This is a genomic window from Mycobacterium triplex, assembly GCF_000689255.1.
Taxonomy (GTDB): domain Bacteria; phylum Actinomycetota; class Actinomycetes; order Mycobacteriales; family Mycobacteriaceae; genus Mycobacterium; species Mycobacterium triplex.
The window spans coordinates 2,583,640-2,604,926 of the sequence record NZ_HG964446.1; the positions used below are offsets into that span (position 1 = coordinate 2,583,640).

Annotated in this window: 25 protein-coding genes; 12 read left to right on the forward strand and 13 right to left on the reverse strand. The window is 67.6% G+C overall.

Annotated elements, in window-relative coordinates:
- Nucleotides 1-4 precede the first annotated feature (4 nt).
- From BN973_RS12115 to BN973_RS12125, 3 genes are read right to left on the reverse strand one after another with little or no spacing between them, the layout of a single operon-like run.
- A complete protein-coding gene (locus BN973_RS12115; RefSeq protein WP_036468375.1) occupies nt 5-808 on the reverse strand; it encodes an MBL fold metallo-hydrolase in 804 nt (267 codons plus the stop codon).
- A 48-nt stretch (nt 809-856) separates the two neighbouring features.
- Nucleotides 857-1,258: a RidA family protein gene (locus tag BN973_RS12120; protein WP_036468377.1), complete on the reverse strand. Its 402-nt coding sequence runs from the start codon at nt 1,256-1,258 to the stop codon at nt 857-859.
- 33 nt (nt 1,259-1,291) lie between these two features.
- Nucleotides 1,292-2,860 carry a long-chain-fatty-acid--CoA ligase gene (locus BN973_RS12125; RefSeq protein ID WP_036468378.1) on the reverse strand — a complete coding sequence of 523 codons (1,569 nt, stop codon included), beginning with the start codon at nt 2,858-2,860 and terminating at the stop codon, nt 1,292-1,294.
- A gap of 340 nt (nt 2,861-3,200) precedes the next feature.
- Here BN973_RS12125 and BN973_RS31370 point away from each other — a divergent pair, with 340 nt between their 5' ends.
- Nucleotides 3,201-3,518, forward strand: a complete 318-nt coding sequence (locus BN973_RS31370) for an acyl-CoA dehydrogenase family protein (protein ID WP_036468379.1) — start codon at nt 3,201-3,203, stop codon at nt 3,516-3,518.
- A gap of 9 nt (nt 3,519-3,527) precedes the next feature.
- Here BN973_RS31370 and BN973_RS12135 read toward each other — a convergent pair whose 3' ends face one another.
- Nucleotides 3,528-4,457, reverse strand: a complete 930-nt coding sequence (locus tag BN973_RS12135; protein WP_036468380.1) for a LysR family transcriptional regulator — start codon at nt 4,455-4,457, stop codon at nt 3,528-3,530.
- A 104-nt stretch (nt 4,458-4,561) separates the two neighbouring features.
- Between BN973_RS12135 and BN973_RS12140 the strand changes: the two genes are divergently transcribed.
- Genes BN973_RS12140 through BN973_RS12150 form a run of 3 tightly spaced genes read left to right on the forward strand, consistent with a single transcriptional unit; the run spans nt 4,562 to nt 7,145 of the window.
- Entirely contained in the window at nt 4,562-5,350 is a 789-nt protein-coding gene (locus BN973_RS12140) for an SDR family NAD(P)-dependent oxidoreductase (RefSeq protein ID WP_036468381.1), read from the forward strand.
- Between the two features lie 17 nt (nt 5,351-5,367).
- Complete coding sequence (locus tag BN973_RS12145; RefSeq protein ID WP_036468382.1) at nt 5,368-6,300, forward strand: catalase family peroxidase; 933 nt, start codon at nt 5,368-5,370, stop codon at nt 6,298-6,300.
- Nucleotides 6,301-6,350: 50 nt separating this feature from the next.
- The gene (locus BN973_RS12150) at nt 6,351-7,145 is read left to right on the forward strand and encodes a sulfite exporter TauE/SafE family protein (protein ID WP_036468383.1); all 795 of its coding nucleotides are present in this window, start codon (nt 6,351-6,353) and stop codon (nt 7,143-7,145) included.
- Between the two features lie 51 nt (nt 7,146-7,196).
- Here BN973_RS12150 and BN973_RS12155 read toward each other — a convergent pair whose 3' ends face one another.
- Nucleotides 7,197-7,628: an anti-sigma factor antagonist gene (locus BN973_RS12155; protein WP_051641232.1), complete on the reverse strand. Its 432-nt coding sequence runs from the start codon at nt 7,626-7,628 to the stop codon at nt 7,197-7,199.
- Nucleotides 7,629-7,779: 151 nt separating this feature from the next.
- Here BN973_RS12155 and BN973_RS12160 point away from each other — a divergent pair, with 151 nt between their 5' ends.
- Complete coding sequence (locus tag BN973_RS12160) at nt 7,780-8,400, forward strand: TetR/AcrR family transcriptional regulator (RefSeq protein WP_036468384.1); 621 nt, start codon at nt 7,780-7,782, stop codon at nt 8,398-8,400.
- Nucleotides 8,401-8,413: 13 nt separating this feature from the next.
- Here BN973_RS12160 and BN973_RS12165 read toward each other — a convergent pair whose 3' ends face one another.
- Together BN973_RS12165 and BN973_RS12170 are read right to left on the reverse strand one after the other, a co-directional pair.
- The gene (locus tag BN973_RS12165) at nt 8,414-9,079 is read right to left on the reverse strand and encodes a DedA family protein (protein ID WP_036468385.1); all 666 of its coding nucleotides are present in this window, start codon (nt 9,077-9,079) and stop codon (nt 8,414-8,416) included.
- Nucleotides 9,076-9,930, reverse strand: a complete 855-nt coding sequence (locus BN973_RS12170; protein WP_198048920.1) for an SGNH/GDSL hydrolase family protein — start codon at nt 9,928-9,930, stop codon at nt 9,076-9,078. The genes BN973_RS12165 and BN973_RS12170 overlap by 4 nt, the downstream gene beginning before the upstream one ends.
- A gap of 102 nt (nt 9,931-10,032) precedes the next feature.
- On the opposite strand from BN973_RS12170, the gene BN973_RS12175 reads away from it, so the two are divergent.
- Nucleotides 10,033-11,679, forward strand: coding sequence for an acyl-CoA synthetase (locus BN973_RS12175; protein ID WP_036468386.1), 1,647 nt, complete (start codon nt 10,033-10,035; stop codon nt 11,677-11,679).
- A 101-nt stretch (nt 11,680-11,780) separates the two neighbouring features.
- Nucleotides 11,781-12,584 (forward strand): IclR family transcriptional regulator, encoded by an 804-nt coding sequence (locus tag BN973_RS12180; protein WP_036472328.1) that lies wholly within the window; start codon nt 11,781-11,783, stop codon nt 12,582-12,584.
- 144 nt (nt 12,585-12,728) lie between these two features.
- On the opposite strand, the gene phtC is transcribed toward BN973_RS12180, so the two are convergent.
- From phtC to BN973_RS12205, 5 genes are read right to left on the reverse strand one after another with little or no spacing between them, the layout of a single operon-like run.
- Entirely contained in the window at nt 12,729-13,454 is a 726-nt protein-coding gene (gene phtC, locus BN973_RS12185) for a 3,4-dihydroxyphthalate decarboxylase (RefSeq protein WP_036468388.1), read from the reverse strand.
- Complete coding sequence (hcaB, locus tag BN973_RS12190) at nt 13,451-14,257, reverse strand: 3-(cis-5,6-dihydroxycyclohexa-1,3-dien-1-yl)propanoate dehydrogenase (RefSeq protein ID WP_036468389.1); 807 nt, start codon at nt 14,255-14,257, stop codon at nt 13,451-13,453. Before hcaB ends, phtC begins: the two co-directional genes overlap by 4 nt.
- The gene (locus tag BN973_RS12195; protein ID WP_036472329.1) at nt 14,254-14,484 is read right to left on the reverse strand and encodes a hypothetical protein; all 231 of its coding nucleotides are present in this window, start codon (nt 14,482-14,484) and stop codon (nt 14,254-14,256) included. Before BN973_RS12195 ends, hcaB begins: the two co-directional genes overlap by 4 nt.
- 20 nt (nt 14,485-14,504) lie before the next feature.
- Nucleotides 14,505-15,026, reverse strand: coding sequence for a 3-phenylpropionate/cinnamic acid dioxygenase subunit beta (locus BN973_RS12200; protein ID WP_036468391.1), 522 nt, complete (start codon nt 15,024-15,026; stop codon nt 14,505-14,507).
- On the reverse strand, nt 15,023-16,306 hold the full coding sequence (locus BN973_RS12205; RefSeq protein WP_051641578.1) for an aromatic ring-hydroxylating dioxygenase subunit alpha: 1,284 nt from the start codon (nt 16,304-16,306) through the stop codon (nt 15,023-15,025). Before BN973_RS12205 ends, BN973_RS12200 begins: the two co-directional genes overlap by 4 nt.
- 319 nt (nt 16,307-16,625) lie before the next feature.
- Between BN973_RS12205 and BN973_RS12210 the strand changes: the two genes are divergently transcribed.
- Genes BN973_RS12210 through BN973_RS12230 form a run of 5 tightly spaced genes read left to right on the forward strand, consistent with a single transcriptional unit; the run spans nt 16,626 to nt 20,570 of the window.
- Nucleotides 16,626-17,567, forward strand: coding sequence for a Rieske (2Fe-2S) protein (locus tag BN973_RS12210; RefSeq protein WP_036468395.1), 942 nt, complete (start codon nt 16,626-16,628; stop codon nt 17,565-17,567).
- 21 nt (nt 17,568-17,588) lie between these two features.
- Complete coding sequence (locus BN973_RS12215; RefSeq protein ID WP_036468396.1) at nt 17,589-18,074, forward strand: hemerythrin domain-containing protein; 486 nt, start codon at nt 17,589-17,591, stop codon at nt 18,072-18,074.
- A 33-nt stretch (nt 18,075-18,107) separates the two neighbouring features.
- Nucleotides 18,108-18,866: a protocatechuate 3,4-dioxygenase subunit beta gene (gene pcaH / locus BN973_RS12220; RefSeq protein ID WP_036468399.1), complete on the forward strand. Its 759-nt coding sequence runs from the start codon at nt 18,108-18,110 to the stop codon at nt 18,864-18,866.
- A complete protein-coding gene (locus tag BN973_RS12225; RefSeq protein WP_139830262.1) occupies nt 18,859-19,335 on the forward strand; it encodes a carboxypeptidase regulatory-like domain-containing protein in 477 nt (158 codons plus the stop codon). The genes pcaH and BN973_RS12225 overlap by 8 nt, the downstream gene beginning before the upstream one ends.
- Nucleotides 19,332-20,570, forward strand: a complete 1,239-nt coding sequence (locus BN973_RS12230; protein ID WP_036468400.1) for a lyase family protein — start codon at nt 19,332-19,334, stop codon at nt 20,568-20,570. The genes BN973_RS12225 and BN973_RS12230 overlap by 4 nt, the downstream gene beginning before the upstream one ends.
- Here the strand turns inward: BN973_RS12230 and BN973_RS12235 are convergent.
- The gene (locus BN973_RS12235) at nt 20,523-21,248 is read right to left on the reverse strand and encodes a TetR/AcrR family transcriptional regulator (protein ID WP_084163376.1); all 726 of its coding nucleotides are present in this window, start codon (nt 21,246-21,248) and stop codon (nt 20,523-20,525) included. The genes BN973_RS12230 and BN973_RS12235 overlap by 48 nt on opposite strands.
- Between the last annotated feature and the right edge of the window lie 39 nt (nt 21,249-21,287).

Here is a 21,287-nt window from a genome sequence, read left to right on the forward strand (position 1 = left end):
TGCGCTAGTTCTTCAGGTCGATCCACTCGCCGTTAGGCGCCGTGCGCAGCACGCGTTTGATGCCCGCCTGGTCGAATGCCTCGGCGAGTTCGGCGGGGCCCTCGCTGAAGTGGGCCCAACCCTCGACGTGGGCCGGGATCACCATTTCGGCCCCCAGGACTTCAGCGGCCGCGGCCGCGCGGGCCGAGGTCAGCGTCAGCGGGCGCCCGTGCTGTTGGGTCGGCAGGCTCGCGGCCCCCGCGAAGAGCACCGCGACGTCGATGTCGCCGATACGGTCGGCCACCTCGGCGACCGCACTCATCGAGGCGTTGTCCCCGCTGAGATAGATGGTGGGCAGGCCGGGTCCGTACAGCACGAAACCCGTCACCTCGCAGGTGACGTTGCCCTCCATGTCACGCATCCCGTCGGCCGGACCGTGCACGGCCGGAACCGCTTGCGCCGCAATGCGTCCCGGCCCGCCCGGCAGGTAGTAGGACTGCCACGGCTTAAGCCCCACCGCCGGCGCCCCGAAGCGGCCCGCGGCGCCGGGGTGGGTGACGATCAGCGGTGCGGCCAACGCCACCTGTCGACCCGCGTTGTCCAGGTTGTCGAGATGCTCGTCGTGGCTGATCAGTACCACGTCGATTTTCCCCAGGTCCTCGGCGCCGACCGCCGGGCCGGTGAGTTTCGTCAGGTGGTCATGCGGGCCGGGCGGGTCGAACGTCGGGTCCATGACGATCCTGCGGCCGGCGATATCGATGACCGTCGTCGGCCCACCCAGCACGGCGATCGCGCCGTCCCGTCGCTTCGCCTCTACTGCCTCGCCCATGTCGCCCCTGATGCATTAGCGGAGAATCGATATCGGGTTGAGAGCAGGCTATAGCATCGCCGGCCGGCGGATCGCGGTGACTTCGACTTCGACCCGGATATCCGGCCAGACCAGCGCCGGGACCACCGCGAGCATGAACACGGGTTCATGTCTGATCACCGACGAGCGCACCGCCGCATAGGCCGGAATGTCGGCCGCGTCGGTCAGCCACTGCCGCACGCTGACGATGTCGGACAATCGTGCCCCGGCCCTGCTCAGCGCCTCCTCGACGTTGCGCCACGCCTGGGCGGCCTCTTCGGCGAAGTCCTCCGGCAGCGTTCCGTCGGGACGCATCCCGGGTGTGCCGGAGGTGTAGATGATCTCCGAGCCGGCGGGTATGCGTACCGCGTCGGCGTACCTGCCGATATGAGCGGCGACGCCGGTGTTGACGGATTCGAACGGCGTGCTCATATCGCCCTTTCGTCGTGGATCGTTGCGCCAGCGTCATACCTTGCGGGCGCGATCCTTCCAATACGGTTCGCGGAGTTGGTTTTTCAGGATCTTGCCGCTGGCGTTGCGGGGCAGCTCGTCGACGAAGTCGACCGTCCGCGGGCACTTGTAACCGGCCAGCTGCTTGCGGCAGAACTCGATGATCTCGGCGGGGTCCAGCTCGGCGCCGGCAACGACGATCGCCTTGACCGATTCGCCCCACTGATCGTCGGGCACGCCGATGATCGCCGCATCCGCGATACCGGGATGTTCGAGGAGCACGCTTTCCACCTCGGGCCCGTACACGTTCTCACCGCCGGTGATGATCATGTCCCTCAGCCGGTCCTCGATGTAAAGGTAGCCGTCGGCGTCGAGGCGGCCGATGTCGCCGGTGCGCAGCCAGTCGTCGGCGGTGATGGTGTCGGCGGTGGCTTCCGGCCGATTCAGGTAGCCGATCATGCGCTGATTGCTGCGAACCCAGATCTCACCGGACTCGCCGTGCGGAAGCTGCTCACCTGTCTCGGGGTCGACAATGCGAATCTCGTTGCCCTGAGCTGCTTTTCCGGCCGACATGAGTAGTTCGGGCCGGCTGGAATCGCGGTGGTCGTCGGCACCCAGTGCGCAGATCGCGCCGCACAGCTCCGTCTGCCCGTACACCTGCACGAAGTTCATCTCCGGCCAGGCCGTCAGCGCGCGCTGCAGCAGCGGCACCGGCATGGGTGCGGCTCCGTAGACCAGGTAGCGCAGGCCCGACAGCGCGGCGGTCGCCGCCTCGCCGGCGTCCAGGAACCGGGCGATCACCGGCGGGACGAAAAAGGCATGTGTCGCACCGGCTTTCACGGCACCGATGAGTGTCGCGGCCTCGGGCTCGCGCGTCAGGAACGTCGGGACACCCGCCCGGATACCGAAGAACGCATACGCGATACCGCCGACATGGAACAACGGCATGGCCACCAAGTTGGCGTCTCCCTGCGAAAACGGAAACGGCGGAGACAGATTCACGATGTGATTGACCAGCGCCCGCTGGGTCAGCTGAACACCCTTCGGGCGGCCGGTGGTGCCCGAGCTGTAGATCGTGATGGCCGCATCGGTGTCGGCGACGTCGGGATCGACCTCGGTGGGAGACGCCGCGGCGACCAGGGTTTCGTATTCGTCGTCGGCGCCGCCCACCACGACGATGCGCTGCACGCCCGGGACCTTCGCGCGGATCGCTTCGACCGCGGGCGCCAGCTCGGCGCCGACGACGAGAACCCGCGTGCCGCTGTCATCGAGCACGTGGACGAGTTCGTCGCCGATCACCCGCCAGTTGACGATCGTGGTCACCGCGCCGATCGAGGTGGCTGCCAGCAGTGTTTCCAAACAGGCGGGGTGGTTCTTGTCCAGGAATGCCACCACCTCCCCGCGCCGCAAGCCGGTGTCCCGCAGCACTGCGGCCGTCCGGCGAATCCGCGACGCCCACTGCGCCCACGACCACTGCCGCTCGCCGAAGTGGATCGCGACGTCGTCGGGCCGCCGCGCCGCGTGCTGCTCGACCATTCCGACGAGCGTCTCCGTCGTACCGATGCTGACGTCGGCTGGTGGCATTGCTTTTCTCCGCTCATCGATGCTCATGGATTTCCCGGGTGCACTGCAGCCAAGGCTAGTCACCCCGTCCACGACGGTTCGGTGAGAGTGGGAGCCTCCATCCTGGTAGCGACGCGGTCGTGGCTAAAGCCGCCCCAGCCCGCGAATGATCGGCAGTGATGAGTCACCGTGTCCTGGCAAGCGATCTCCCGACACGGGAGGAGGTCGTCGCTGCAGCCCGCGCATTGCAGCCGACTTTGCGCCAGCACATCGCCCGGTCAATGCCGCCCTGACCAAGGCCGGCTGCAGACACCAAAGCGGTTCGCCGGTTACGCGGCCGGCGTTCGTACCGTGCTTGGAGGTGGGCGAGGTGCTGGCGGAGGCAGACGCGTCCGCGTCGTGGCTGGTCGTGCCCGGGGCGACCGGCAGCAGCTGGATGGGCGCCCGGGCGGAATTCCGTGCCAGGCTTGGCTATGCCGCCCAACAGGTCGTCGAGGCGCTGACGATCCTGGTCGACGCGCACGGAGGGGGCAGCTTCGCGGAATCCAGCCAACTGCAACAGTATTGGCGAGACGCCAACACCGCGGCGCGCCACGCGGGCCTGCAGCCGACCGTCGGCTATGAGGTCTACGGAAAGTCGATCCTCGGGGTGCCGGAGCGCATCAGCTTCACGGTGTGAACAGCGTAATCACGCGGTGGCCAAGGTGATTCGTGACCGATAGGGGTCGGTGAAAGGCAACCAGGCCTCGTCCAGATCGGGCACTTCCGCGTCGGCGGTCAACGCGTCGATCACCCCACGCACGGTTTCGCGGTTCTCGATGCGGCGCCACACCAGCGACCACGTCCAAAAGGGTGCGGGCGGGGTGATCGGGCGCTGCACGAGATCTGCCGGCAGTGTTGCGGTTTGGGCCTTGGGCGAGGCGAGCACCGGCCGGCCCAGCCGGCGAACATGCTCGAAAAACATTGGCGCAGCCAGTCCGCCGTCACTGATCCGTACCGTGCGGGCGCCCGTCTCCCTGGCGAACTGCTCGCCGTACCGGTTCCAGGAGAACCAGCTGCCGGAGTCGGCGTCGAGCAACACCACCGCGTCGGACGCATCGACCGGCGAGGGGTCCGAGCCGACGCTGACCGCGTAGAGCTGTTCGGCGCCAATGAGATGCGCGTTCAGACCATGGCGGTCCAGGTCGGAGGCCCGCACCCCGCAGATCGCCAAATCGACGCCGCCCTCGGCGACCCGGGCGACCTGCGCGTGCGACGGCAGCACCCACGTGTCGATGTGCACCTTGGCGACCGCGGAGGTCCGATCGGTCAGGTCCGGGGGAAGCCACTGCGCGTAGCCGATCCGCACGGGTTCGGCCAGCGACAGCCCGATTGCCGACCGGCGCAACTGATCTGCCTGATCCAGCAGCGTGCGGGCCGACGGAAGCAACGCCGCACCCGTTGCTGTCAGGGTGACCGAGCGCCGGTCGCGATCGAACAACCGCACCCGCAGATCCCGCTCGAGAACCTTGATCTGCTGCGAAAGCGACGGTCCGGCAATGCATAAACGCTTGGCGGCGCGACCGAAATTCAGCTCTTCGGCGACCGCTACGAAATAACGAAGATGACGCAACTCCACGCTTGAAAATGTTAGTGCGGCACTGGGAGTCACGGCCTAGCAGAATCGCGATGACAACATGTGTAACCATTGCTGGGCAAACCCCCGTACGAAGGAATCAACTCATGGTCAATGTTGATCGCGCCCGTCATCGCACGTTCGTCGTAACGGGAGCGGCGTCCGGCATCGGCCTGGCTACCGCGCGACGCCTGGTAGCCGAAGGCGGCACTGTCATCGGTGCCGACCTGGAATCACCGCCCGACTTGGGTCCCGACTTCCATTTCGTGGCGGCCGACGTCACCGACGAAGCGGCCGTCCACGCCGTGCTGGCCGCGGTGCCCGACCGTCTCGACGGCGTCTTCCACGCCGCCGGTGTCGCGGGCGGTGGCCCGGTCCATCTGCTCGACCGCGCGGAGTGGGATCGGGTGATCGGGATCAACCTCACCGGCACCTTCCTGATCGCCAAGGCGGCCCTGGCCAAGATGATCGAGCAGGACAGGGTCGACGGCGAACGCGGGTCCATCGTGACCGTTGCCAGCATCGAGGGATTGGAAGGCACCGCGGGCGGCAGCTCCTACAACGCGGCCAAGGGCGGAGTTGTGCTGCTCACCAAGAACATCGCGCTCGACTACGGCCCGAGCGGCATCCGGGCGAACGTCATCTGTCCCGGCTTCATCGATACGCCGATGGCCCAAAGCGTTTTCGGGCTGCCGGGGATGGAAGGCCCGCTGGCCTCGATCACCTCCGAGCATGCGCTGCAGCGGCTCGGCCGGCCGGACGAGGTCGCGGCCATGGCGGCGTTCCTGTTGTCGCTCGACGGGTCGTTCGTCACCGGCCAGGCGATCGCCGTGGACGGCGGCTACACCGCCGGTCGCGATCACGGTGTCGTCAAACTCTTCGGCTTTCCCGACTAGCGCCTTAAGATTCGCGCATGGTCACCCCTGACGATGCGATCGACGCTATTCGAGGTACCGGTGGAGCCCAACCCGGCGCCCGGGCGCTGCACGCGAAAGGCACGCTGTACCGCGGCACCTTCACCGCCACCCCCGACGCGGCAGGCCTGTCCCGGGCAAAGCATCTCGACGGCAGCGAAGTTCGGGCGCTGGTGCGGTTCTCCAACGGATCGGGCAACCCGAAACAACCCGACGGCTCGCCCGGAGTCCGCGGCTTGGCGGTGAAGTTCACCCTGCCCGACGGATCCACCACCGACGTGTCGACGCAGACCGCCCGGCTGTTCGTCTCCAGCAAGCCGGAGGGCTTCGTCGATCTGCTCAAGGCGATGCGGCCGGGGCTGACGACGCCGCTGCGCATGGCGAAGTACTTCGTCACGCATCCGCGACTGCTCGGCACGTTGCCGGTGGTGCGCGACGCCAACAAGGTTCCGACCAGCTACGCCACCATCGAATACCATGGCCTGCATGCTTTCCGGTGGGTCAGCGCCGACGGCAACGCCAGATTTGTTCGCTACCACCTGATTCCCGCCGCCGGCGTGAGCTACCTCTCGGGATCGGACGGGCGTGATGTGGGCCCCGATTTCCTCACGGACGAGCTGAATACTCGTCTGGCACAAGGGCCGGTCCGATTCGACTACCGCGTGCAGATCGCCGGGCCGCAGGACTCGACGACCGACCCGTCGGCGCCGTGGCGAAGCGTCGAGACGGTCACCGTCGGCACCCTGGAGATCACCGGCCTGGACACCGAGCGCGAACACGACGGCGACATCGTCGTTTTCGACCCGATGCGGGTGACCGACGGCATCGAACCGTCCGACGACCCCGTGCTTCATTTCCGAAGCCTCGCGTATTCGGCCTCGGTCCAGCTGCGCACCGGTGTCGCGCGCGGCTCCGAAGCGCCTCCGGCCTGACGGAAAGGCGCAGAGCTGCACGAATGCCGGCCGGATGCCGCGGCCGACTAATGTTGTTGGAAGTGTTGGCTTCTCATGTCATTTTGATCGGCCTGGCCGGGTTCGCCGCCGGCGCAATCAATGCGCTCGTCGGATCGGGCACCTTGATCACCTTCCCGACGCTCGTCGCGCTCGGCTACCCGCCGGTCACCGCGACCATGTCGAACGCCGTCGGTCTGGTGGCCGGCAGCGTCTCGGGCACCTGGGGTTATCGCGCCGAGCTGAGCGGCCAATGGGACCGACTCCGCTGGCAGATCCCGGCGTCGCTGGCCGGTGGCGTGCTGGGATCGTTCCTGCTGCTGCACCTGCCCGAGCAGGTGTTCATCATGGTGGTGCCGGTGCTGCTGGTGCTCGCGCTGGTGTTGGTGGTGGTCGGACCGCGGATTCAATCCTGGGCGCGCAGCAGGGCCGAGGCCCAGGGACGTCCCGCCGAACACGTCTCGCCGGTGCGGATGGCGCTGCTGGTGTTCGGCACGTTTGCCATCGGTGTCTACGGCGGCTACTTCACCGCGGCGCAAGGCATCCTGCTGGTCGGTGTCATGGGCGCGCTGTTGCCGGAGTCGATACAGCGCATGAACGGGGCGAAAAACCTGTTGGCTCTCGTCGTGAATGTTGTTGCGGCCATTGGTTATACGTCGGTGGCTTCGGATCGCATCAGTTGGCCGGTGGCCGCAATCATCGCGGCGAGCTCGCTGGTCGGCGGTGTGGTCGGCGCGCGATACGGGCGCCGGTTGTCGCCGAACGCGTTGCGTTCCACGATCGTGGTGGTGGGGCTGATCGGGCTGTATCGCCTGTTGGCGGTCTAGCCGGTCGGGCGCGCGTGGCGGCCGCGGCGTGGTCGTATCAGCCCCAGGGCGCTAGCGTGCCAGCGCCGAGTCCACGGTCGGGTAAACAGGCAGCACGCCGCCGAGGCCGCACGCGTCGACGATGCGGGCAACGATCCGTTGCGGGCTGACCAAGCGCAGTTCGACTCCGCGTCGGCGCAGGGCCGCTGCTTCCCCGGCCAGCACTTCGACCGCGCAGCAGGCGATGAAGTCCACTCCGGTGACGTCGACGATCAACGAGCCGGGCGATGCGGCGACGCCGGCCGCCTCGCTGACCAGGCGACGCCAGGTCTGCTCGTTGCAGGCGTCGATCTCGCCGCCGGCGTAGATCAGCACGGCCGCGCCGCGGCGATCCGTGGTCGCCCGCAGCGTGCTGTGCGGGTCGCCCAGCTCGTGGACGAGGCGGGTGCTGAGCGTCAGGCGCGGGCCCAACCTGGGGGGAGCGTGATCGGCGATTGTCTTCATTGGGGACTCCTAGTCAACCGGCGCCGGGGGCGTCGCGATGGATGTCCGTCCTGGTTCTGAAGACAGACTTTCCGCGATGTGCGGATCTCCTTTGTATAACGAGACAGGGCGGTCTGTCTATAGGCGGGAGTTAAGAGTATCGTGAGCCGGAATGGAAAACTCCGACATCGCGCCGGCCGCTCCGTCTGCCCGGGAACGGATATTGAAAGCGGCATATGAGCTGTTCAGCCGGCGCGGGATCCGTGCGGTCGGCACCGATGAGGTGATCGAGCGCGCCGGCGTGGCCAAGGCGACTCTGTACCGCCATTTCGCGACGAAGAACGACCTTGTGCTGGCCGTCCTGCAGCGCCGCGAACAGATCTGGACGCACGGGTTGATCGAGGCGCAGTCGGAGCAGCGTGGCGCGACGCCCGAGGAGCAGTTGCTGGCGATCTTCGACGTCATGCACGAGTGGTTCCAGCTCCGCGACGGCTTCGAAGGGTGCTCTTTCATCAACGTGCTGCTCGAGTTGGGCGCCGAGCACCCCGCCGGGAAAGCCAGCATCGCGCACATCGACCACGTCCGAGACATCGTGCGCCGTCGCGCCCTGGCGGCCGGGCTCACCGACGTCGAGGACTTCGCCTCGTCGTGGCACATCCTGATGAAGGGGGCCATCATTCTCGCGGCCGTCGGCGACCTGGATGCTGCTCGGCGCGCACAGAAGATGGCCATACCGTTGATCGAGCAGCACCGGCCGCCGGCTGAGCTGGCGGTGGGGGAGGCGAGGGGCTAGCTCGTCCGCGCCATCACGCGGCGCCCGCGGCGGTTGTTCCGGTCGTGCGTGCGTGCTCGGCCTCGAGCTCGGCGATCGCACGCGAGGTGCGCTCGCGCAGCAGGACTGCCGCGATGACGCCGATGACGATCGCGATGACGAGGGCGATCCAGGAGAACCGCTCCAGCCATCGTTCGGCGGCCATCCCGGCAAAGTAGACCAGCGCGGTCGTGCCGCCCGCCCAGCAGATTGCGCCCGACACGTTGGCGGCCAGGAACCGCTTGTAATGCATTTTCAGCGCGCCGGCCAGCGGCCCGGCGAAGATCCGCAGCAGGGCGATGAAGCGCCCGAAGAACACCGCCCGGATGCCCCAGCGGTCGAACAAGCGCTCGGCCAGCATGACGTGGCCCCGGCCGAAATGCTTCGGGAAGCGCCGGCCCAGCCTGTCGAAGAGCCCCATACCGAAGCGCCGCCCGATCGAGTAGCCGATCGAATCGCCGATCACCGCGCCGATCACCGCGGCGACGCCGACGCCGATCGGGTTGACGGCGATGTCGTGATGCGACGACAGCAGCGCCGCGCTGACCAGAACGATCTCGCCCGGCAGCGGGATGCCCAGGCTTTCCACCCCGACCACACCGCCGACCACCAGGTAGACCGCGAGCGGCGGGATGGACTGCAGCAAAGCCTCGACATTCATGGGTCCAGGATGCCTGACTGATGTCCACCCGGTGCGGCAATGCCGTCGGCGGGGGCGCCGCCGTGCCATTCGCGGACCGGCCCCAGCTCGGGGCGCTTTGGGAAGCGCCCGTCGGCCGCGGACAGGCCGCGCATCCGCCGCCACAGCCAGGGAAAGAAGTTCTCCTGCGTCCAGCGCAGTCTTCCGTACGCGCCGTCGGCGATCGACAGCTGCGTGGGATTGGGATGCGCTGCGGCCCAATCATGGCTGCTGTCAGGCAAATTGAGGGCCTCGGCCGCCGCGGCGGCAAACAGGATATGGCCTTTGGGGGACGCGTGCACGCGGTCGAAACTCCAGGTGTCCCAATCGCGCATCGAGGCCGCGTTGTAGAGGTCGACGAGTTTGAATCCGTAACGACCGGCGGCGACGGTGATCGCGTTGTTCATCCGGGCCAGCCGTTTGGACACGATGCGGCCGAACGGCAGGAACTGCGCGACATTCGGGAAGGTCGTCGTCACCACCGTCGCGCCCGATCTGGCCAGCGCCGCATAGACGTAATCGAGTTCGGCCAGCGCCCGCGGGAATTGTCGTCCCGGCTGGATGACGTCGTTCATCCCGGCGCAAATGGTGATCAAATCCGGCTTCATCGCCAGTGCGGGTGGAATTTGCTCGGTGAGCACGTCACCGAGCTTTTTGCCGCGCACCGCGAGATTGGCGTACTGCAACCCGGGGTAGAGCGTGTCGAGCATGACGGCGAGTCGATCGGCAAACCCCAAGAGGCCGGTGGTTTCGTCACCGTCCCAAAGGCCTTCGGTTTGGCTGTCGCCGAGGGCGACGAACCTGGAGTATCCGGCCTGCATAGCTCCGCACACGATGCCGAGACTAAAACCCGATCCGATTCCCTATGCGTGACATCCGCCCCGAAACGCTGTTGTAGCGTGGCTCTGGCCGGACCGCGCGGCGTGAGGAGAGTCGTGGAATTCAATCTCGCCCAAGTGTTCTCGGCTGTCGCGGCCGCCAATCCCGATCGCGACTGCATCGTATTCGGACACCGACGGTTCACTTTCTCGCAAACTGACGAACGCGCCCGGCGGCTCGCCCGGGCGCTGCACTCGTGGGGACTGGGCGTGCGTCGGGAACGCAGCGAGCTGGCCGCGCACGAATCGGGCCAAAGCCATCTCGGTTTGTACCTTGCCAACGGCAACGAGTACCTCGAGGGCATGCTCGGCGCGTACCGGGCTCGGGTCGCCCCGTTCAATGTGAACTATCGCTACGTCGCCGACGAATTGGTCTACCTGCTGGGCAATGCCGGCGCGGAAGCCGTGATGTACCAGGCGCGCTTCGCCCCGATGCTGGCCGAGGCACTGGATCGGTTGCCCGCGATGCGGCTGATCCACGTCGACGACGAGTCCGGAAACGATCCGTTGCCCGGGGCGGTGCGTTACGAGGAGTTGCTGGCCCTCAATGCCGGTGGGGTGTCCGACGAGCCGCTGGATGTCGTGCCCTCGCCCGACGATCTCTACATCCTCTATACCGGCGGCACCACCGGGATGCCCAAGGCGGTGCTGTGGCGCCAGAACGACATCTACCTGAACGCGATGGGCGGCCGGGTGTTCGGCACCGGGGAGATGACGACCAGCCTGCAGGAGATCGTGCAACGATCACGGGCCGAGGGCCCCGGTTCGATGACGTGCGCGCCGCTGATGCACGGCGCCGCACAGTGGGCGGCGTTCATCAACCTGTGCAGCGGCCGGCCGTTCGTGATGGCGCCGACGACCACGCACTTCGATCCGGCCGAGGCGTGGGCGCTGGCCAGCCGGGAGCGCGTGGCGTCGCTGTCGATCGTCGGCGACGCGTTCGGGCGGCCTCTGGCCGATGCCCTCGAAGCGGGGGACTACGACCTGTCCGGGCTGTTCGTGCTGATCACCGGCGGAGCGGCACTCAGCGCCCCGCTCAAGCAACGATTCGTCGACCTGCTGCCGCAGCTGACGATCCTGGACGCGGGCGGGTCGTCGGAATCCGGCTCGCAGATGGGGCAGGTCTCCAGCCGGGCGCAGGGTGCCAGTGGCCGGTTCGCCCCGAATCCGGGCGCGGTGGTGGTCAGCGCGGACATGACCCGAATGTTGTCGCCGGGCGACGACGAGATCGGCTGGCTGGCCCAGCAGGGCCTGATACCGCTGGGCTACCTCGGCGATCCGGAGAAGACCGCCCGGACGTTCCCGGTGATCGACGGGATCCGGCATTCGGTGCCCGGCGACCGGGCCCGCTGGTTCGCCGACGGCCAGATCGAGCTGCTGGGCCGCGATTCGGTGACGATCAACTCCGGCGGCGAGAAGATCTTCGCCGAAGAGGTCGAGGCCGCGATCGCCGAGCATCCCGCCGTGTACGACGTCGTGGTGACCAGTCGGCCCAGCGCGCGGTGGACCAACGAGGTCGTCGCGATCGTGGCGCTGGCCGACGGCGCAACGGCCGACGCGGACAGCATCATCGCCGAGGCCGCTCGCCATATCGCGCGTTACAAGCTGCCGAAGGCGGTGGTCTTCCGCGACCGCCTGCAACGGTCACCGTCCGGCAAGGCCGACTACCGGTGGGCGAAAGCTCAAGCCGCACAAGATGTCTGATTCGCGGTAGCCAAGCTCCGCGAGCGTGGGCCCTATGGACGGTTTCACGGCGGTTTCGATACGTAGGGCCCACGCTCGGCGCGGGGGCTACCGTGAAACACGTGCAGAACAAGGAGCAACCGGCAGCGAACGAGCCGGCCGCCGATTCGCTTGTGCCGCAGTACCCGATCGAGTCGGTCGACAATGCGCTCAAGCTGCTGCTCCTGCTGGGCGAGCAACCGCAGATCCGGTTGAGCGAGGCGACCCGCTATCTGGGGGTGGCGTCGTCGACCGCGCACCGGCTGCTGGCGATGCTGACCTATCGCGGCTTCGTCCGCCAGGACCCGGTGTCCAAGGCTTACCTGCCCGGTCCGTCGTTGACCGGTGTGGCGTTTGCGATCTTCGGCCGCATCGACATTCAGGGCTGTGCCACGCCGGTCATGCGCGCGCTCTCCGACCAGCTGCGGGAAACGACTCATATCGGGATGCTCGACGGCGCCAACGTCCGTTTCGTCGCGGCGGTCGAGGGTCCGGCGGCGGTCCGGGTGGCGTCCCGCCTCGGGCGCACGATGCCGGCGCATTGCACCTCGACCGGCAAGGTCATGCTGGCCCAGCTGTCGCAGCCGCAATTGCATGCGCTGCTGCCCGACGAGCGGCTGGAGCGCGTCACCGCGCGCTCGATCGGCAGCCGCGCCGAGTTGGAGGACGAGCTCTTCCGTATCCGCGAGCGCGGCTACGCGATCAACCGCGAGGAGAGCGAGGAAGGCGTCGCCTCGGTCGCAGTGCCCATCCCCACCCGTGCTCCCGGCTTGCGGCTCGCGCTCAACGCGGCCGCGCCGCAGCATCGCCTCGACAGCACGCGGCACGCTTCGGTTGCGGCCGCACTTGTGAAGGCGGCCAAGGAGATTGGCGACCAGTTGGGCTGAGACGGCTGCTCAGCTAGCGAAACCCGGTGTCCGGTAGGGGATTTCCGGGCACGGGAAAACGTCGTTGAGAGTGACGGTGCGCAGCTTGCGGGCCCGGATGATCTCCAGTGTCGCCGGCAGATACGAAGTTGTGACCTTAAGCGGTCAGTCGGCTCGCAGCCGGGCGACCTCATGGCGCCACGCCGCGTCGGCGGTGAAGGCCGGCCCCAAATCGGGCAGGTCGTCCCAGTCGGCGTCGTCGATCTCGCGCAGGGTGCCGCCGGCCGAGAGCACCCGCAACGACATCCGGGCCAACCCGTCGAGACTGATCGCCTGCAACACCGCCTGCGGCACAGTGGTTGCGGCGCTGGTGATTCCGTGCCCGCGCAGGATCACCACCGGCCGGTCGCGCATCGCGGCCACCATCTCCTTGCCCAACGCGCTGCTGCGGATCAGCACGGCGCGCGGGTAGACCGGCACGCCGTCGCGTGCCAGCCAGGCGCCCGGAATGTCGTAGGCGCCGTAGATGGGGCGGATCGTGACGCCGGCCAGATCCGCGGCGACGACCGCCGGTGGGTGCAGATGCGCGACCGCCAGGTGCCGTGCATCGGCCAGCATGGTCTCGACGTGGATGGGCAGCTCGTTGGGGACGCGGTATCCGTCGAGTTCGCCGTCGGCGCCTGCGCTGCCGTCGAATCGGATCAGGCGGATGTCGCTGGGCCTGGTGTCGGCCACGCCGGTGTCGGAGTCGCTGCGGCAGCGCACGAGGAGACGATCGTCGTCGACGCGCAGACTCAGGTGCCCCAGCATCCCGTCGACCAGGCCGCGGGCCGCGGCGACCCGGCAGCCCAGGGCCACCAGGGCGCGTTGGCCGTCCAGCTCGCCGGTCATCGCGGCCGCACTTTCGGGGTGCCGAGGCCGAATCCGCCGTCCGGGTGGATGGTCTCGCCGGTGATGCCGCGGGACCGCCCGGACGCCAGGAACACGAACGACCAGGCGTGGTCTTCTCCGGACAGTGCGACGTTCAACGGGGTGCGCGCGGCGACGTCGCGTGCCCGGTCGGGGTAGTCGTCGAGGCGGGTGTCCTTGAGCCCCAGGCTGTTCAGGCCGCGGAGGTCGGTGTTGAGGGTGCCCCCGGGCGCCACGCCGTTGACCCGGATATGCGGTGCGAGCTCGTGCGCCAACGACGCCACCAGCCCGCGCACGGCGAACTTCGACGACACGTACAGCACGCCGCCGCGGCCGGGGTAGTACGACGACGCGGACTCGGTGAGGATGATCGACGGCTCGGTCCCGCTTCGCAGTGCCGACAGAGCCGCCTTGACCGACTGCAAATGGCTCAGCACGTTGGTGCGAAACATTTCGTCGAATGCGGCCGCGAGGTTGTCGGCGTCGAGATCGGCCACGCCCCGGTAGAAGTCGAAGACTCCCACGCAGTTGACCAGGACGTCGAGCCCGCCGAAGGAATCGACGGCCGCGGCGACCGCTCGGTGGTTGGCCTCGCTGGTGATCGCGTCTCCCTCGACCACGCGAACCTCGGGGCGCTGCGCGCGCAGCATCTCGCATTTGCCCGGATCGCGTTCCAGTACAGCAACTCTGGACTCTTCGGCCAAGAAGGCGTCGACGACCGCGCGGCCGATCCCGGATCCACCGCCCACGATCAGGGCACGTTTGCCGTGCAACCAGGCCCTCACTCCGGATCGGGCAGCAGCGGCGCGTGCGAGTTCCCCACCATCGCCGCCATCGTTCGGGGGTTCTGCCACGTCAGTGCCTCCACCTCTAGTGCGTCCAGGCTGATCCACCGCCCCGTTCGGGGTGCGCGGATCAGCAGCCTCGATCCATTGCGGGTGTCGACTCGCCGTACCACGACCTCGGTGAATTCATTTGCGACCGTGAGTGATTCGCCGACCGCGCCCGCCATCAACCGCTCGAGTTCGTCGTTCACAGGAACACCGCCAGGTTCTGCATCCGCAACACCGACTCGTCGGCACTGATCGTGCGCCGCGCGAGCTTCCATCGATCATCGCACCAGCGCAGCAGGTCTTCGCGACCGCACGACATCAGCGCGCTCTCGTTGACGTCGCCGCGGCTGCGGAACAGCAGTTCGGCGGACTCGACCACCAGGTGTGCCGGATCGCCGTCGGACTCGAAGGTGCGCACGTTGGTGATGAAGTGACGCAACCGCGACGGTGGATCCTCGGCCCACACGTGCTCGGTGCCCATCCGCGCGACCCGCTGGCTCAGCGAGTACTTGTCCTCGTCGAAGTGGGCCATTCCGGGAGAGGTGTCGAACCCGGCGCCGCGCGCGGTCGTGACGCGGACCGGCATCACGTAGCGCACATCGTCGGTCAGTGTGTCCAGCCAGTCTTCGTATTGCTGGGCGTCGAGCAGGTAGGCCTCGTCCACCAGGAACTGGTGTGCCTGCAGATGTCGAAAGTCGTTGAACGGCAATGGTTTTTTCATGTCAGGTACTCCGCCCACAACTTCAACAGCTCGCGCTGGTTGTGCTCGTTGTAGCCGACCTGGGCGCGGCCCGGGCCGTGGAAAGACTCGGCGGGCAGCGCGTCGACCACCGGGCGATCGTCGGACAGCAGGCCCATCCGGCTGTTCAGCAGCAGCCGCCGCGCCATCGAGCCGCCCGCGGTGGTGGTCAGCGACACCCAGTTCTCCACGTCGTCTTGTTCGAACATGCCGGTCGAGCCGAAGCACATCAGATACGCCTTGTAGGAATCGAGTTTGTATTGCGGTGGCGCGGCGGAGTCCACCGCGAACCACGAGCAGACCTCGGTCTCGTTCTCACTGATGGGCTGCCACAAGCGGATTGAGATGAAGGGCAGCACCTCGTCATCGCGGTCGCGCACCCGGGGCCAGTTGTGCACGAAGCTCAGGTTGGGAAAGCAGGTGGCCGCCGAGATCATGAACCCGTCCTCGCCGACCACCCGCTGCTGCTGCGGTGTCCATACGCCTTTGATCCGTTCGATCATCTCGTCGGGATAGCCGACATAGCGCATCCGTTCCTCGAAATTGCCCGGCGGCAGCTTGTAGGTGGTGCCGCCGCCGCGGTGCGCCCAATAGGTGGCGCCGTCTTTGCGCTTCTGCGCCTTGGGTTCTCGGAACAGGCCGATCTCCACGATCGACGCATGCGTGTGTGGCGTGTGGTACATGTCGCCGCAGAAGTTCTCGGCGCCGATCTTCCAGTTCGCCTTGATCCGCCAGCGCTGCGGCCCCCGCACTTCCAGACCGCCGGGGCTCTGCTTGGTGTAGAAGTCCAGATAGAACCGGAAGTCGCCGAGGAATTCCGGCAACGGCTCGGCGTGCGGATCCATGCTGATGAACAGCAGACCGTTGTAGCTGGCGAAGTTCGGCGCCGGCAGCAAGGCGTGGGCGCTTCTGCGGAAGCCCTCGTCGCCTCCGTAGGCGTCGCGGTGGAACGGCAGACCGGTGAGCCGGCCGTCGTTGCGATACGTCCAGCCGTGATACGGGCACCGGAAGTTGGAGGCGTTGCCCATCTCCGCGCGGCATACCTGCATGCCGCGGTGCAGGCACATGTTGAACAAGGCGTGGATGTCGCCATTGGCGTCGCGGGTGAGGATGAACGAGTCGTCGAGCACCCGGCGCACCACGTAGTCGCCGTCCTGGGGGATCTCCGATTCGTGGCCGACGAACGTCCACGCCCGGCTGAACAGCCGTTCCTTCTCCAGCGCGAACAGCTGTTTGTCGTTGTAGATGTGCGCGGGGATCATGCCGCGACGCACGTTCTCGAACAGGCCGTCCCGGGATTCGTCAGCCACGGCTGCCTCGATTCTGCTCTACAGAAATATCCTCCGCTCAGTAGAATCTCGCACGGTGGCCGGGCTGGTCAAACAGTCGCGGCCTGGACTTTCAGATTCCTGAAAGAATCCTCGGGGGCGATTCACAGGCTTCACACAACTGAGTAGCCAGGACTCGCGGTTAGCGTTGGTCAAAGCGGATTCGAGGCATGTGCGCGGGAGATTTAACCTGCCGTTAACGTCAGGATTCCCGCCTCCGTTCGTGATCTCTCCAGGGGGAAGGACTGTTTCCATGGCATATCGGGCCAGTGCTCGACTGCAGAATCTCGGACCGCGCACATTGGCAGCGATCGGGCGCCAGGAGTGGCTGGACCGGCCGAGTTACCGGCTGGAACACGCGCTCAGCTTCGCCTTCAACAGCCTGGGCCGCGCCCGCAACACCGTCACCAATGCGCTGCACGGAGTCTGGCTCGGGCACCCGGTGCACCCGCCGCTGGCGTCGCTGACCAGCGGGGCGCTGGCCACCACGGTGGCCCTCGACGCGTTCAGCGTGGTGCCGGGCCGGCCCGCCCACGAAATGGTCGACGCGTCACGGTTCGCGTCGCGCGCCCTCGGGGTCGGGATCCTGGCGAGCATCGGTTCCGCGATCACCGGCGCCACCGATTGGCAGCACACCCACGAAAAGGACCGCCGGGTGGGGCTGGTGCACGGCGTGGTGAACCTGGTCGCCACCGGGCTGTACGCGCAGTCCTGGTGGGACCGCCGCCGGGGTCGGCACGGCCGCGGCATCGCGCTGACCGCGCTGGGCTACCTGATCACCGTCGGCGGCAGCTACCTGGGCGGAGCCCTGGTGTTCGAATCCGGCATCGGCATCGATCAGTCCGGCCGGCGGCTGCGCACCAGTGAATGGACGCCGGTACTGGACGCGAGTTCGCTGAACGGGAAGCCGGTGCGGGTCGAGGTCGACGGCGTCGGGCTGGTGGTGTGCCAGACCAAGCCCGGGGAGGTGTCGGCGTACGGCGAGTTCTGCCCGCATCTGGCGGCACCGATGGCCGACGGCTGGGTGGATCGCGGGCGGATCGTATGCCCGTGGCACGGCTCGTGGTTCGCGGCCGAGTCGGGAGAGGTCGTCCGCGGCCCGTCGGCAGCACCGCTGCCGTGTTACGAGGCCCGGTTGGTCGACGGAGTGGTCGAAGTTCGCGGCGAGGCGCAGCCCAGCCTCGGCCAGGCATAGGGATCGAAGCGAAGGAGCAACGTGAACGCCTACGAAGTGTTGAAAGACCACCACGTCGTGATCAAGGGCCTCGGCCGCAAGATCAGCGAAGCGCCGGTGAACAGTGAAGAGCGCCATGCGCTTTTCGACGACATGCTGATCGAACTCGACATTCACTTTCGCATCGAAGACGACCTCTACTACCCGGCCCTGGCGGCCGCCAGCAAGCTGATCGCGGTGGCGCATGCCGAACACCGGCAGGTGATCGACCAGCTTTCCGTGCTCCTCAAGACTGCGCAGACCGCGCCGGGCTACACCGACGAATGGAATTCGTTCAAGACGGTGCTCGAGGCGCACGCCGACGAAGAGGAGCGCGACATGATTCCCGCTCCTCCCGAGGTGAAGATCACCGACGCCGAGCTCGAGGAGTTGGGCAACAAGATGAGCGCCAGAATCGAGCAGTACCGCGGTTCCGCGCTGCACCGGCTGCGCACCAAGGGGCGCGCCGCGCTGGTGCGTGCTCTGTAGCCAGGGTCCCATCGGCGAGTAGCCTCACGCTTCGTGAGGGCCGCACCGGAGCGCGTCGCGTCGCAGGCTGACATCACGGCGGAGATCGCCGAAATCGCGGCTCGGCACGCCGGCAGCGCGGACGCTGCGCCGCTGCTGAACTATCCGCCGTATCGCAGCAGCGCTCTGCGCCACCCGAAACAACCTCTGCTGCTTGTGGATCCGGACGAACTCGAGCGCTGCGCGCCGTGCTTCGGGGAGCGTGACGTCGACCCGATCGAGGCCGACCTGACGGCCGGTCATCCGGGCGAACCGATCGGGGAGCGCATCATCGTGTCCGGGCGGCTGCTCGATCAATCCGGCCGACCGCTGGCCGGTCAGCTGATCGAGATCTGGCAGGCGAACGCCGGTGGCCGCTACCGTCACCAGCGCGACCAACACCCGGCTCCGCTGGACCCGAACTTCACCGGGGCCGGGCGCTGCCTGACCGGTCCCGACGGGACGTACCGATTTGTGACCGTCAAGCCCGGCCCCTATCCGTGGCGCAATCATCACAACGCCTGGCGCCCGGCGCACATCCATTTCTCGCTGTTCGGTATCGCGTTCACCCAGCGCCTGGTCACCCAGATGTACTTTCCGGGTGACCCGCTGTTGGATCTGGATCCCATCTTCGGATCGGTCACGGATCCCGCTGCGCGCCAACGGCTTATCGCCGGCTACGACCATGCCCTGACCGAGCCGGAGTTCGCGACCGGATATCGATGGGACATCGTGCTGGCCGACAGCTGGTGGACCGAGGCCGGGCATGGCTGAATTACCTTGCACCCCAGGGCAAACCGTCGGCCCCTTCCTGCATCTCGGATTACCGTGCACTGGCGAGCCGGCCGACGGTCCGGACGCGGTGCGGCTGCATGGCACGGTGTATGACGGCGACGGCGCGCCGATCCCCGATGCCCTGGTCGAACTATGGCAGGCCGAGGCCCGATGGGGCCGGGCCGCAACGGATACCGACGGACACTATCGCTTCACGACGGTGGTACCGGGGAACCCGCCGTTCTTCGCGATCACCGTCTTCGCGCGCGGACTGCTGGACCGATTGTTCACTCGCGCCTACCTGCCCGGCGTCGACCCGGACGCCGATCCGGTGCTGGGGACCGTCGACGCCGACCGGCGGCCAACCATGCTGTGCGTCGCGGAAGGCCGGGCGGATTACCGGTTCGACATCCGCCTGCAGGGTCCGCGCGAGACCGTGTTCCTGGCGTATCGGGGGGCCGGGGGATGACCAATCTGTTGTGGCCGGGCGACCACCGGGCGGGCGAGCACATGACCGACCAGGCGCTGCTGCGCTCGATGGTGGCGGTGGAATCCGCGTGGCTGAGCGCCCTGGCCGCCGCGGGCCTGGCGCCGGCCGAGGCCCAAGGCGCCGACCTGTCACAGCTGGTGGACCACGACGACGTGCGGGCGCTCGCGGTCGCCGCCGAGAACAGCGGCAACCCGATCGTCGGTTTGGTCGAACTGCTGCGCCGGCGGGCCAAGCCCACCATCGGCCCGTGGATCCACCGCGGACTCACCAGCCAGGACGTCCTGGACACCGCGCTGATGCTGGGCGTGCGCGATGTCGCCGACGAGCTGAGAACACAGCTGCGCGAACAAGTCTCGACACTGGCAGCGCTTGCCCATGCGCATCGTGCCACCCCGATGGTGGCCCGCACGCTCACCCAGCAGGCCGCACCCACCACGTTCGGCGTCAAGGCGGCCGGGTGGTGCAACGGTGTCGTCGACGCCTATGAACGGCTGGCCGGTCTGCTCACCCCGATCCAGCTCGGCGGTGCGGTCGGAACATGGTCGGCCACGACGGAACTCGCGAAGCTGCTCACCGACCCGGCCGACCCGGCGGAGCTTGCGGACCGGATAATGCGCAGTGCGGCAACCGCTTTGGGCCTGGACGCGCGAGCACCATGGCATACCGTCCGGACACCGGTCACCGCGGCGGCCGATGCCTTCCTCGGCTGCACCGACAGTTGGGGCCGGATCGCTTCGGACGTGGTCGTCCTGGTACGTCCGGAGACCGGCGAGCTGAGCGAGCCGGCCGCCGAGCGGCGCGGCGGCTCGTCGTCGATGCCGCACAAGCACAATCCGGTGCTGTCCATCTTCATTCGCCGCACCGCGATATCCGCACCGCAACTGGTCGCGACCCTGCACACCGCGGCGGCCCTGGCCAACGACGAGCGCCCCGACGGCGCCTGGCATGTCGAATGGGAGGCGCTGCGGACCCTGGCCCGGCGGACGGTGGTCGCGGGCTCCCACTGTAGCGAACTGCTGGCGGGGCTGCGGGTACACACCGCGCGGATGGCCGAGAACCTCAGTGCGGCAGACGTTCTCGGCGAGCAACAGACAATCGCTGAGCTGGCCGGGAAGGCGCCGTCGCCGACCTACTTCGGCGCCGTCGACCGGTTGATCGACGAGAGCCTAGGACGCGCCGAGCGGGTACTCGGCAAGCGGAGCGGGGGCCCGTAGCGTCAGGGCGGCGTGCCCGGCCGAGGCGATTCCGTCCTCGTAGATGCTGGACAGCCAGATGTGCACCAGCGTGTCGATCACCCGGTCTTCGCGGATCGTCGGTTCCTCGGTGGTGAAGGTTGCGGCCATCACTCGCTCGCTCAACATGTTCAGCGCGATGGACAGATCCTCGGCCGAGATGGTGTCCGGCGCGGCGCCGCGCTCACGTTCGGCCTTGATCGCGGTCGTGGTGAACGAGATCCACTTCTGCATCAGCGTGGCCCACAGCGCCCGGACCTCGGGGTTGGTGGACTTGGCCGCGGCACCGGCCACGGCGACCGCGCGGTGCGATCCCGACACCTCGAAGAAAGCCTCGATCCGGTCGCGCCAGAGGGTGGCCGGGTCGCCGGACAGCTTGGCCCGCAGCGCCTTCAGGGCCGCGTGGGCCTTGCTGTTCATCTGCTCCAGCAACGACAGCAGCACCGCGTTCTTGGACTGGAAATAGAAGTAGAAGGTCGGCCGGGAGATGCCCGCGCCTTTCGCCAGATCGTCGACGGAGAAGTCGCCCAGCGGCCGCTCTTCCAAGAGCCGCTCGGCGGTGGCCAGAATTGCCTTCTTGCGGTCGTCCCCCGAGTGATGCGATGCACGACGCCCGCGCGAGGCATGCGCGTACCCGCTGTAGGCCGAGGGGTCGGACACGGCACATACCCTAGGGTTACCTCGATATATGCCAGGGAA

What these genes read in the sequence shown, in the direction of transcription:
- BN973_RS12165 (WP_036468385.1), bottom strand. Translation starts at nt 9,079, where the DNA reads ATGAATGTCGAGGCTTTGCTGCAGTCCATCCCGCCGCTCGCGGTCTAC.
- BN973_RS12155 (WP_051641232.1), bottom strand. Translation starts at nt 7,628, where the DNA reads ATGAAGACAATCGCCGATCACGCTCCCCCCAGGTTGGGCCCGCGCCTG.
- BN973_RS12210 (WP_036468395.1), top strand. Translation starts at nt 16,626, where the DNA reads ATGGCATATCGGGCCAGTGCTCGACTGCAGAATCTCGGACCGCGCACA.
- BN973_RS12145 (WP_036468382.1), top strand. Translation starts at nt 5,368, where the DNA reads ATGGTCACCCCTGACGATGCGATCGACGCTATTCGAGGTACCGGTGGA.
- BN973_RS12200 (WP_036468391.1), bottom strand. Translation starts at nt 15,026, where the DNA reads ATGAAAAAACCATTGCCGTTCAACGACTTTCGACATCTGCAGGCACAC.
- BN973_RS12115 (WP_036468375.1), bottom strand. Translation starts at nt 808, where the DNA reads ATGGGCGAGGCAGTAGAGGCGAAGCGACGGGACGGCGCGATCGCCGTG.
- phtC (WP_036468388.1), bottom strand. Translation starts at nt 13,454, where the DNA reads ATGACCGGCGAGCTGGACGGCCAACGCGCCCTGGTGGCCCTGGGCTGC.
- BN973_RS12140 (WP_036468381.1), top strand. Translation starts at nt 4,562, where the DNA reads ATGGTCAATGTTGATCGCGCCCGTCATCGCACGTTCGTCGTAACGGGA.
- BN973_RS12150 (WP_036468383.1), top strand. Translation starts at nt 6,351, where the DNA reads ATGTTGTTGGAAGTGTTGGCTTCTCATGTCATTTTGATCGGCCTGGCC.
- BN973_RS12195 (WP_036472329.1), bottom strand. Translation starts at nt 14,484, where the DNA reads ATGGCGGGCGCGGTCGGCGAATCACTCACGGTCGCAAATGAATTCACC.
- BN973_RS12160 (WP_036468384.1), top strand. Translation starts at nt 7,780, where the DNA reads ATGGAAAACTCCGACATCGCGCCGGCCGCTCCGTCTGCCCGGGAACGG.
- BN973_RS12225 (WP_139830262.1), top strand. Translation starts at nt 18,859, where the DNA reads ATGGCTGAATTACCTTGCACCCCAGGGCAAACCGTCGGCCCCTTCCTG.
- BN973_RS12120 (WP_036468377.1), bottom strand. Translation starts at nt 1,258, where the DNA reads ATGAGCACGCCGTTCGAATCCGTCAACACCGGCGTCGCCGCTCATATC.
- BN973_RS12205 (WP_051641578.1), bottom strand. Translation starts at nt 16,306, where the DNA reads ATGATCCCCGCGCACATCTACAACGACAAACAGCTGTTCGCGCTGGAG.
- BN973_RS12230 (WP_036468400.1), top strand. Translation starts at nt 19,332, where the DNA reads ATGACCAATCTGTTGTGGCCGGGCGACCACCGGGCGGGCGAGCACATG.
- BN973_RS12125 (WP_036468378.1), bottom strand. Translation starts at nt 2,860, where the DNA reads ATGCCACCAGCCGACGTCAGCATCGGTACGACGGAGACGCTCGTCGGA.